Source organism: Catalinimonas locisalis, from assembly GCF_038039535.1.
In the GTDB taxonomy this organism is placed as follows: domain Bacteria; phylum Bacteroidota; class Bacteroidia; order Cytophagales; family Cyclobacteriaceae; genus Catalinimonas.
In genome coordinates, this window is the sequence record NZ_JBBPHP010000004.1 from 141482 (window position 1) to 152602 (window position 11121).

An 11121-nucleotide genomic window follows, 5' to 3' on the forward strand; every position below is an offset into this window, starting at 1 on the left:
AAAAAGACTTAGCTGGTGACAGAGAAGTGAGGACTTTAACGGTATGCATAGCATGACAACAACCAACAAATCTTAAGCGATGAAAAAAACCAATAAGCAAGTAACTATATACGATATAGCCCAAAAACTTGAGGTTTCCCCTACTACTGTCTCCCGCGCCTTGAATAACCATTACAGCATCAGTAAGGAGACTACTCAGGCTGTAAAGAAATTAGCACGCCAACTGGGGTATCAACCTAATTCAGTAGCCTCCAGCCTAAGAAAAAACAAGACCAACATTATAGGCGTACTCATGCCTTTGATTAACCGACCTTTCATTGCTTCCCTGATCAGCGGTATAGAAGACAGTGCCAATAAGCAAGGTTATAATGTGATTATTTCGCAGACCCATGATTCTTATGAGAAAGAAGTAGCCAATGCACAAACGCTTTACTCCAGCAGGGTAGCCGGGCTAATCGTTTCTCTCGCTATGGAAACCAGAGAATACGACCATTTTTACCCTTTTCTTCAGAATGATATCCCGATGGTGTCCATAGACAGAATTACTACCGAGTTACAGACGGATCGGGTGATTATTGACAATTATGCAGCGGGCTTCAAAGCTACCGAGCATCTGATCAGCATGGGTTGCAAACGTATTGCTCACTTTGGAGGTGCACAACATCGCAATATCTACGATGGAAGACAGAGAGGCTATATCGATGCTCTGAAAGCCCACAATCTTCCCATTGATGAGCATCTAATTGTACATAGTAAACTGAGCATGGAAGAAGGACAAAAAAGTACTGAATACCTACTATGTTTGGCTGAACCGCCTGATGGTATATTTTCTGCCAACGACTCGGCTGCGGTAGGTGCTATACAATATGCCAAGCAAAAAGGAGTGCGTTTACCGCAAGAGTTGGCTGTTGTCGGGTTTAATGATGATCCTATTTCATCTATTATAGAACCTGGCTTGACCACCATCTCCCACCCTGCTTTTGATATGGGAAGAATTGCAGCGCAACAGGTTCTTAAGAACAGAGAGCACACAGATATCGTCCAGTCACAAACGATTGTGCTCAAGACTGAACTCATACAGCGCGCTTCTTCTCTGAAGAATAAAGCAGCTGTTAAAAAAGTTACTTAGTATATTGACAATATAAAGTGGATTATGCACTGTAAACAACTTACACTTATTGCTAAAGCATAGGTAACGCTACAAAATTAAACCGATTGCAAAAAAGATGTAGTATTAATGGATATTTTTACGATTTTTATATTTATTGAAAATATGCTGTTGTAACCCTCTTCCTCCAGATACTCTAAGTTAAAATGAATACTAAGAAAGAAATCACTATTTATGATATAGCCAAAGCCCTGAATATTTCTGCAGCTACAGTAAGCAGGGGGTTGAAAGACCACCCGGCAATCAAAAAAGAAACCAAAAAGAAAATCGTAGAAGCCGCTCAGAAAATGGGCTATCAGCATAATATTTTTGCCAGTAGCCTGAGAAAAAGAAGAACCAATACCATTGGCGTAGTGGTGCCTCACCTCAATAGTTATTTTATGTCTTCCGTGATCGCTGGCATTGAAAAAGTAGCTAATCAGGCAGGCTATAATCTGCTTATCAGCCAATCGCTGGAATCCGTTCAGAAAGAGCTGGCCAATGTTACTACCATGTACAACAGTCGGGTAGATGGCCTGCTGGTCTCGCTGGCAGGGGATACACAAAACATCAAGCACTTTGATTTCCTGTTCAAAAAAGAGATTCCGCTTATTTTCTTTGACCGGGTATTTGATGACCCGAATTGTACCAGTATTATCATAGACAACTTTCAGGCAGGCTACGATGCTACTAAACATCTGCTGGATCAGGGCTGCCGAAGAATAGTGCACATCAGCGGTAACCTAAAGTCTAATGTATATGCTGATCGCCACGAGGGTTACAGAAAAGCACTGGAAGATCAACAGATAGGCTATGACCCGGACCTGGTCATTATTGACATCCGGGGAGGTCAGTTGGGCATCAAAGCCGCTCAGCAAATACTTGATATGGAGACACTTCCTGACGGTATTTTTACTGCTAACGATACTTCTGCAGTGGCCTGCATGAGTGAGCTAAAAAGAGCAGGTATCCGCGTGCCTCAAGACATTGCCGTGATAGGCTTTAATGATGATCCTATTTCCAGGTTGGTGGATCCGCTTTTATCCACTGTACATTATCCTGGGTATGAGATGGGCGAGTTGGCTGCCAGCACGCTGATCAACCGGCTCAACAAACTACCAGCCACTAACCTGAATACCATTGTCTTACGGCATGAAGTAGTAGTAAGGGAATCATCGCTTAGAAAAATCATTCATTGACTTTTATCTACCAAAACAATGAGAGTAAGTTCACTTTTTTTTATCCTGATTTTTTCACTTTTTTCTTTCACTGATTTACAGGCTGAGGATGGCTATCGCCTTTGGCTTAGATATGATCAGATTAAGGACACCCAACTGCTGGCTTCCTACAATGAGGCCATTAACGGATGGTTAGTTGAGGGTGAGTCTCCTACGCTGGAGGTAATCCGAAATGAAATGCAGATGGGCTTGAGCGGTCTGCTGGGAGAATACACGCCGGCGGTAGAAGCAGTAGAGCAGGATGGCATTTTGCTGGCTGGCACTCCCGACTCTTCTCCCCTCATTGCCTCGCTCAATCTTAATTCCCAATTGGATGAACTGGCCGATGAAGGCTTTATCATTACACAAAAGAGCGTCAATGGTCATTCTGCCACTATTATCACCGCAAAAAGTGAAGTAGGTGTGTTATACGGTGTATTCCACTATTTACGTCTGTTGCAAACGCATCAATCCATTGATAACCTGTCTATCCAAAGCTCACCGGATGTAATGCATCGGGTACTCAACCACTGGGACAATCTGGACAGAACAGTAGAGAGAGGTTATGCCGGCTTCTCCATCTGGGACTGGCACAGACTTCCTGAGTACATCGCTCCCCGCTACATTGATTATGCCCGTGCCAATGCATCTATCGGCATCAATGGTACTGTGCTGACCAATGTCAATGCCAATGCACTGGTACTCACCCCTCATTATCTGGAAAAAGCCGCTGCTCTGGCGGATGTATTTCGCCCCTATGGACTCAAAGTATACCTTACTGCCCGCTTCAGTGCTCCGGTAGAGATCGGCGGACTGGAAACCGCTGATCCGCTGGACCCACAGGTGCAGAAGTGGTGGAACGAAAAAACAGATGAAATCTATGAATACATTCCTGACTTCGGAGGATTTCTGGTCAAAGCCAATTCCGAAGGCCAGCCTGGACCGCAAAACTACGGCAGAACGCACGCCGATGGCGCCAATATGCTGGCCGATGCCGTAGCCGAACACGGAGGCATCGTGATGTGGCGAGCCTTTGTGTATAGCGAGGAAGAGCCTGAAGATCGGGCCAAGCAGGCTTATAACGAATTCAAACCTTTGGATGGTGAGTTCCGGGACAATGTAATGGTTCAGGTTAAAAACGGAGCCATAGATTTTCAGCCCCGAGAGCCTTTCCACCCGCTTTTCGGAGCTATGCCTGAGACTCCACTGATGATGGAATTTCAGATTACGCAGGAATACCTGGGGCAGGGAACACATCTCGTCTTTTTAGCCCCCTTGTTTGAAGAGGTGCTTCAATCCGATACTTATGCTAAAGGGGAAGGTTCTACCGTAGCCAAAGTAATAGATGGAAGCCTGCATGACTATCAGCTTACCGGCATGGCCGGAGTAGCCAACATAGGTACTGACCGTAACTGGACTGGCCATCATTTTGGTCAGGCAAACTGGTATGCCTTTGGCAGAATGGCCTGGGACATCAATATATCTTCAAGAGATATTGCCAATGAATGGATAGGCATGACTTTCTCCAATGAGGTGGGTGCTATGAGAAGCATACGCGCAATGATGCTCAACTCTCATGAAGCCGTTGTCAATTATATGACACCCCTGGGACTACACCATATCATGGGGGCAGGGCATCATTACGGCCCCGGCCCCTGGGTCTCGGAAATGCCACGTGCTGACTGGACTTCGGTATATTACCATCAGGCCGATGAAGAAGGAATAGGCTTTGACCGTACCGAAACCGGCAGTAATGCGGTAGACCAGTATTTTCCTCCGGTAGCGAAGAAGTTTGGTGATCCGGAACTCTGTCCCAACATGTACCTGCTTTGGTTTCATCATCTGGACTGGGATTATACCATGAAGTCCAACAACATTTTGTGGGATGAAATTGCTTTTCACTATCAGGCAGGAGTAGATACTGTTCGTCAGATGCAGGAGAAATGGAACAGTCTGGAAAGTGAGATTGACCAGGAGCGCTTTCAGCATGTGAAAGCTTTTCTGGAAATACAGGAGAAGGAAGCAGACTGGTGGAAAGATGCCTGCCTGAGCTACTTTCAGACTTTCTCTAAACTACCCATTCCTGAAGGGGTAGAAAAACCGGAAGAATCGCTGGAATACTATCAGAACCTAAGTTTTCCTTTTGCCCCGGGGATAAGACCCCGATGGTAATCCGAGGTGGTAGTTTCGCATAACAGAAAAAGGAAAAGCCTATCTAAGCAGACTTAAGGCGCTATGAAGTAATTCACTCATTTTTAAACATCTTGATTATGAATTTTTCTTTCAAGAACATGATCCTGCTTGTCCTTGCCGTACTTACTGCAGGATTTTTCCTGGCAAGTCGCTCCCTAAAAGAGGCTTTTGAGGATGACTTTCTTATAGGAGCAGCCATCAACTATCAGCAGGCAGCGGGGGAAGATACCAAGGCACTCAACCTTATTGCTTTACATTTTAACAGCACCACTCCCGAAAATATGCTGAAGTGGGGGCCTGTACATCCCAAGCCAAATGAATACAACTTTAGCGCCGCAGATAACTATGTTGCATTGGGTGAAAAACACGATATGTTCATCATTGGCCACACCTTGGTCTGGCATCAACAGACCCCCGGCTGGGTATTTGAAGGTGAAAAAGGAAGTGAGCTAAGCAAAGAAAAGCTGCTAGCTCGTATGCAACAGCATATTTCTACTGTGGCAGGAAGGTACGAAGACAAAATTGACGGTTGGGACGTGGTAAACGAAGCACTGAATGAGGATGGCAGCCTGAGGCAAACAAAATGGTTGGAAATTATTGGAGAAGATTATCTTTCTAAGGCTTTTACATTTGCTCATGAAGCCGCTCCTGATGCGGAATTGTATTACAACGATTATAATCTATGGAAACCTTCAAAAAGAGAAGGAGCCATTCGCCTTGTCAGGAAACTACAGGAAGAAGGTGTTCAGGTAGATGGCATCGGCATGCAGGGACATTATAGCCTTACTTTACCTTCTATAGATGAGATTGAAGCCAGTATACTTGCCTTCTCCGAATTAGGCGTAAAAGTAATGGTCACTGAATTGGATATTGAGGTACTTCCTCGGCCGGGAAATCAGGGAGCTGACCTGAACGAAAATTTTGGCGAAAAGTCAGAGCATAATCCCTATCCCGATGGACTACCAGATGCTGTACAAGAACAGTTAGCGGATCGTTATGCTGATCTCTTCGCGCTTTTTCACAAGCATAGGGATAAAATCAGCAGAGTCACTTTTTGGGGAGTGGCAGACCATCATTCATGGCTCAACAACTGGCCCATTCGCGGCAGGACCAACTACCCCCTGCTTTTTGGCCGAGATTACCAGCCTAAAGCAGCCTTTGAGGCAGTAATTAATGCTGGAAAAGAAAAATAAAGCCCGTTTTGTTTAAGCCACCGCTACTCATCTGAAATAATGTGAAATACAAACGGAAGTCATCAGTCTACTTTTCTGATCTCATGGAAATTAATCTGATAATCATGTCCATGTTTATCGAGCAGAGAAATCAGATGCTTCCCATTCAATAAAGAAACCGGCTTATCTCTGGCATAAGCTTTAGCATCTTCCTCATATTCAGTAGTAGTAATCAATATCCCTTTTGTGGCCTTGATATCCATCACATGCTTGAATAGAGTCTGTATAATTGATATACCTATTGCTTCTCTCTCTCTTTGCGCATAAATAACAATTTTACCTCCTCTGATAGGATCGGGATCAAAAGCTATGGCTTTCAAAACACTGTTATCTGCTTCCTGAATAAGTTTTACTTCTCCTCCCGGCACATTAAATTCCTGCTCAAAAACATTCATAATTAGCCCCTTAAACTCTTCCCAGGGTATAACCAAAAGATTATTAGATTCATCCTCTTCAGAAATTTCTTGCTGAGATGCATCTATTTGATTTTCCTCTGAATCAGGTTCCGGATCAGATGCCTTTTCAGAGTTTAGCGCATGTAGTTGCGTATGGGTAAGCCCTCCCAATTGCTCAAAGTAAGTTTCAGGATCTTCATCTCCCAGTTTAACCTCCATAAATTCAGCTTTGGAGGTATGCAGTGAAATGACGCATTCTTTGAACGCTTCATCTCCCTCCTCCTCTATGGATGCCAGCCAACCATTAAACTTGATCCGATGAAGAGCTTCCGCCTCATCTGCCTGTAACAAAGTATGCAGGATACCCAATGAAAAACCACACAAAGCAGTGTTGTACAATGCCACTAGCTGGCTATTATTCAAATGAACTTTCGCACCTCCCATGGCTGAAGATGATTGTTCCCCTTCATTTTGCATGATAACCTCCTCAAGAGAAGGCATGGCATGTTCCAGCATCAGGCATTGTTCATGACGGCTGTATTCCAGCTTGTAATCTCTAGGAAACCCGGCAGGATAAGACATTTTTTCCAATACCATCGTACAGTATTCAATGATAGCGGCTGAATCTTTATGCTCATAAGCTTGCCTTAACTTATCAATCTGGGCGTGCTCTTGCTGTTGTTTATTTAAAAAAGCTTCTTTTTTAGCTTCCCAGGCCTTCACCTCTTTTTCCCACTCCTGCTCTTCCTGTGCATATCTCTCTTTCCGCTCTTCATTTTCTTTGTCAATCATAGCACACATTTCCCTCCATTTTTTATAAGCGACCTGAAAGTTTCTGTAGGCCTTATCTCTTTTTTTTGTCTTTAGGGGAGAGATCGTCTTATCTATCAAATTTAATTTTGGCCTGAATTCATAATCATAAAAATCAGGTTCCTTAGGATATTCGGTGGGAATAGAGCCTGACGGTCTTACTGGGGGAAGTTCTATAAAATCTCCAAACGTTTTTAAGCTTTCCCAATCCACTCTGATTTCTTGCGCAAGGGCTAGGGGCAGAATATCATGTATGCTATCTACCCTATCTCGGCTTACCTCGGTCAAAGCCTCGGGTTCTTGAATATCTATCTCTCTCTGAGAGCTTTCCACTTGCCCTTTGTTGGTCTCCCCTTGGTTTTCTAATGCAGCGGATTCTTCCTTGCTCTTATTTGATCCTTCTTTCCATAAGTTATCTGTTTCAGAAAGTGACAGTAAATCTGCTCGATCATTTGGTTCATGTTGTAACTTATGCCACTGCTCCTCCCATGCATCCAGCTGGTCTCTCACCTCGTGGACTATCTTTGGATGGTCAACAGATGAAAATATTTTGTGGGCATGCAAACCTATATGCACCAGTTCTATTGTAAAGACTGTGCCTTCTTCACTTGGAGAGGTGTACTGTTTGACTCTTATAAGTTCATTACCCTGCTGCTGAGACATTGGATGGGGAAGTTTAAGCATTAAAAATTCTTCTAAAATAGGATTATTTCTGCTAATGAACGAATAATGGTTCACTAAGTATTCATTAAAAGCAAGGCATCAACGCTAATAGGCATCCTATCAAAACCTCTTAAAAAAATAACACTGTACGATTACTTTAAAAAAATGATGATCAAAGCTATACTTTGAGATGACTTAAGGTTTTGCCGATACCTGTAAGTAATATACGAACAATTCTTGTTCCACATTGTATAAAAAGTACTTTTCCATGTTAACCTATTTATACTTTTTTAACTTATGCGCTACTGGTTCAAAAACACAATCATCTATTCTCTAAGTGTTGATGCTTTTCAGGACAATAATGCGGATGGCTGCGGAGATTTTATAGGGCTGAGAGACAGGCTGGAATATATTGCTTCACTGGGGGTAAAAACAATCTGGCTCTTACCTATCTACCAAAGTCCCCACAGAGACAATGGCTATGATGTGACAGATCACTTTGCCATAGACAGCCGGTTGGGAAATATGGGCGACTTTATGGATTTCCTGGATCTGGTAGGGGAACATAGCCTGAGAGTTATCCTGGATTTGCCTATTAACCATACCTCCAATCAACATCACTGGTTTCAGAAAAGCCGAAAAAATCCTGATTCTAAATACAGAGATTATTATATATGGTCTAAAGTAAAACCTGAGCAACACAGTGATAATATTGTCTTTGGCAAACAGCAGGAGAGCAACTGGAAATACGATGAAGAAGCAGAGGCATATTATTATCATACTTTTTACGATTTTCAACCGGATCTCAACTTTACCAACCCTGAGGTAAGAAGAGAAGTAAGGCGCATCATGCACTTCTGGTTACGGCTAGGCGTCTCAGGCTTTCGGGTAGATGCGCTTTCTCACATTGCCAGAAATAAGGGAGACATAGAGTTGGAAGACCCCGACCAGATTATCAGAGAATTTCGGCAGTATGCCGAAGAGGTTAGCTGCGAAGCAGTACTGCTGGGAGAAACCGATGTAAAGCCAGATAGATACAATGATTTTTTTGGGAATGATGACAAATTTCAGATGCTGCTCAATTTTTATTCCGCCAACTACATCTTCTTGGCACTTGCCAGGCAGCAGAAAGCTCCCATAGAGCATGGTTTAAACATGCTTCCCCGTGCCAACAATTTTCAGCAGTATGCCAACTTTCTGCGCAACCACGATGAACTTGACCTGGGTCAGCTTAGTGAAGAAGAGAAGCAAACCGTATTTGAGGCATTTGCTCCCCATGAGAATATGCGGGTATTTGGCAGAGGCATACGCAGAAGACTGGTTTCTATGTTTGACAATGACAGGAGAAGGATTGAGCTGGCCTACAGTCTGCTGTTTACCATGCCGGGCTCACCCATCATTCGTTATGGAGATGAAATAGGCATGGGTGATGATTTGTCACAAAAAGGAAGAGATAGTGTCCGGACTATCATGCAATGGTCAAAAGAAGAAGGTGCAGGATTTTCAGCAGTACCGGAAGATCAATTTATTAAGCCATTGATCACCGAAGGCGAATATGGAAAGGATAAAGTAAACGTGGAACAACAATACAAGGATAACGACAGCTTCCTTAACTGGATGATCAAATTGATCAGGATGCGTACCAAATGCCTTGAATTTGGAAGAGGGGAATACGCCATTATCCCTACTTCCCATTCAGGAGTTTTGTGCCATTATAGCAAGCTGGAAGACGAGATTGCACTGGCAGTTCACAACCTGACTGATGAAGCAGCGGTCATCAATATTGATCTGGGAGAAGATGAAGTAAAAAGACTAGTAGATATTTTTGGTGATGCCAATTATGATTTGCTCAACGGTAGCAGAGAAGTCAAAATAAACCCTCTGGGCTATCGCTGGTTTCAGGGCAGGGTAAAGAAAGACAGGTATAAAGGTTCTACCTCATTGTAAGCCGCTTAATTCTTTTCTACCTTCAAAGTTTTCCTAGCTTTTATGATTAATGATGAGTGATTGATGAAGAATGATAAATGTATAATCATTACACACTCTTCATCATCCATTACTCATTATTCATCACTTGATATATTTACCAAAGCCTCCTCTTTCATCTTCAATGATACCCTTATAAAAAGCCAGGGCCATCAGCACAAGACCACTGATCACACCATTCCACGTCACAATATCTTGATCAGCACCCAAAATCCAGGGAGAGACGATGAGCCAGAGGCCAAAAAGAATGTTTAAGAACCTGAGGGTACGGGCTACCTCTGACATACTGATGACAGCAAAAGTTACGATAATTGCCCCTGCCAGATGATTGCTATCTGCCACTGAGCCAGTGAAACCTAGTACTCCCGGAGAAGCCATTACCCAGATACCCACTGCCACTGCCAGAAACAAGTTCCAGGGTTTGAGCAATAGGTCGTGGATCATGGTTTTCACGGTCTTGTCTAACAGTACCACAGGATTCATCTTTTCTTTGATTTCCCCTCCTTCCATGGTGCCACCAAACCAGAATACCTGCCAGAAAGATTTCCCTCTTTTCTTCTCATATCTCAGTAGTTGTGCAGAAGCCAACACCTCATCCAGGGTAAAAGGGATCATGAGGAGAGAAACTGTGGCACTTGTCAGGCAGAGGGTACACCAGCTTCCTACTGCTACGGGCTGAAGGATCACCAACGTAATGCTGACCACTCCCAGGGGGATAATCAGAATACCGAAAATGATAACAACCCAGGGCATAGTACGCCAACGGTGAATCCCACCTGCATAGCCCATGAGTATATCCAGAATGTAGGAAAAAGCACCCAACATAGCATCTGAAACAGGAAAGGACTCTGACACATTTGAGGTCAGCACTTTGCGTGTGCCATCTCCAAAGAAAGGATCCCAAACCGAGCTGATAAATTCCAGCTGAAAAGCTCCCATATAGCGGGCGACAAAAAAACCTACCCAGGCGAAAAAGATGACTGGCACGCGCTCACTCCAGGCCGATGGATTATAACTCCAGCCAGGAGGCACATTAGGACCAGGAGGTGCAAATAACTTGATTCCTGGCTGGCGAGGAATAAGAAGGCTAAAACTTATGACTAACGTACCTATCAGATAATCATTAAGTAAAGCAGCGCCTTCTTCTGCCCAAAAAACCATGGGAGCCACAAACAGTCCGATTCCCAAAAAAATAATTCCCCATTGGGCCCATAACTTATAGGGTTTGATTGCAAAATAACTAAGCAATACCATAAGGAATCCAACCAGGATATCATTCCATATCATTGCTGGTACTGTGTACCCAAAGGTAGGAGGCGCGGCAATCAGCCAAAAGCCCAAGGCCATAGTCGCATAATAAACCCAGCTTGTTTTCCTGTGATGTTCCTCATAAGTTTCCTGCTTTTCCTGAGGAAACATGCTCTTATTGACAAAAAATAGGTGGCGAAAAGTAAGATCCATAGTTTAAAAAATTTATG

7 protein-coding genes are annotated in these 11121 nt (G+C 43.6%); 5 read left to right on the forward strand and 2 right to left on the reverse strand.

All coding sequences use genetic code 11. The annotated features are described in order from the left end of the window. Positions 1-79 precede the first annotated feature (79 nt). The 4 genes from WJR50_RS07855 (at position 80) to WJR50_RS07870 (ending at position 5750) form a co-directional block, all read left to right on the forward strand. Positions 80-1129 carry a LacI family DNA-binding transcriptional regulator gene (locus WJR50_RS07855; RefSeq protein ID WP_341292698.1) on the forward strand — a complete coding sequence of 350 codons (1050 nt, stop codon included), beginning with the start codon at positions 80-82 and terminating at the stop codon, positions 1127-1129. A gap of 185 nt (positions 1130-1314) precedes the next feature. After that, positions 1315-2346: a LacI family DNA-binding transcriptional regulator gene (locus WJR50_RS07860; RefSeq protein WP_341292699.1), complete on the forward strand. Its 1032-nt coding sequence runs from the start codon at positions 1315-1317 to the stop codon at positions 2344-2346. 18 nt (positions 2347-2364) lie between these two features. Continuing rightward, positions 2365-4536 (forward strand): alpha-glucuronidase family glycosyl hydrolase, encoded by a 2172-nt coding sequence (locus WJR50_RS07865; RefSeq protein ID WP_341292700.1) that lies wholly within the window; start codon positions 2365-2367, stop codon positions 4534-4536. 98 nt (positions 4537-4634) lie between these two features. Then, the gene (locus tag WJR50_RS07870) at positions 4635-5750 is read left to right on the forward strand and encodes an endo-1,4-beta-xylanase (RefSeq protein WP_341292701.1); all 1116 of its coding nucleotides are present in this window, start codon (positions 4635-4637) and stop codon (positions 5748-5750) included. Between the two features lie 62 nt (positions 5751-5812). Here WJR50_RS07870 and WJR50_RS07875 read toward each other — a convergent pair whose 3' ends face one another. Beyond that, complete coding sequence (locus WJR50_RS07875) at positions 5813-7657, reverse strand: restriction endonuclease (RefSeq protein WP_341292702.1); 1845 nt, start codon at positions 7655-7657, stop codon at positions 5813-5815. Between the two features lie 297 nt (positions 7658-7954). On the opposite strand from WJR50_RS07875, the gene WJR50_RS07880 reads away from it, so the two are divergent. Then, complete coding sequence (locus tag WJR50_RS07880) at positions 7955-9604, forward strand: alpha-amylase family protein (RefSeq protein ID WP_341292703.1); 1650 nt, start codon at positions 7955-7957, stop codon at positions 9602-9604. Between the two features lie 123 nt (positions 9605-9727). Here the strand turns inward: WJR50_RS07880 and WJR50_RS07885 are convergent, their stop codons facing one another. Beyond that, positions 9728-11104, reverse strand: a complete 1377-nt coding sequence (locus tag WJR50_RS07885) for an SPW repeat domain-containing protein (RefSeq protein ID WP_341292704.1) — start codon at positions 11102-11104, stop codon at positions 9728-9730. Between the last annotated feature and the right edge of the window lie 17 nt (positions 11105-11121).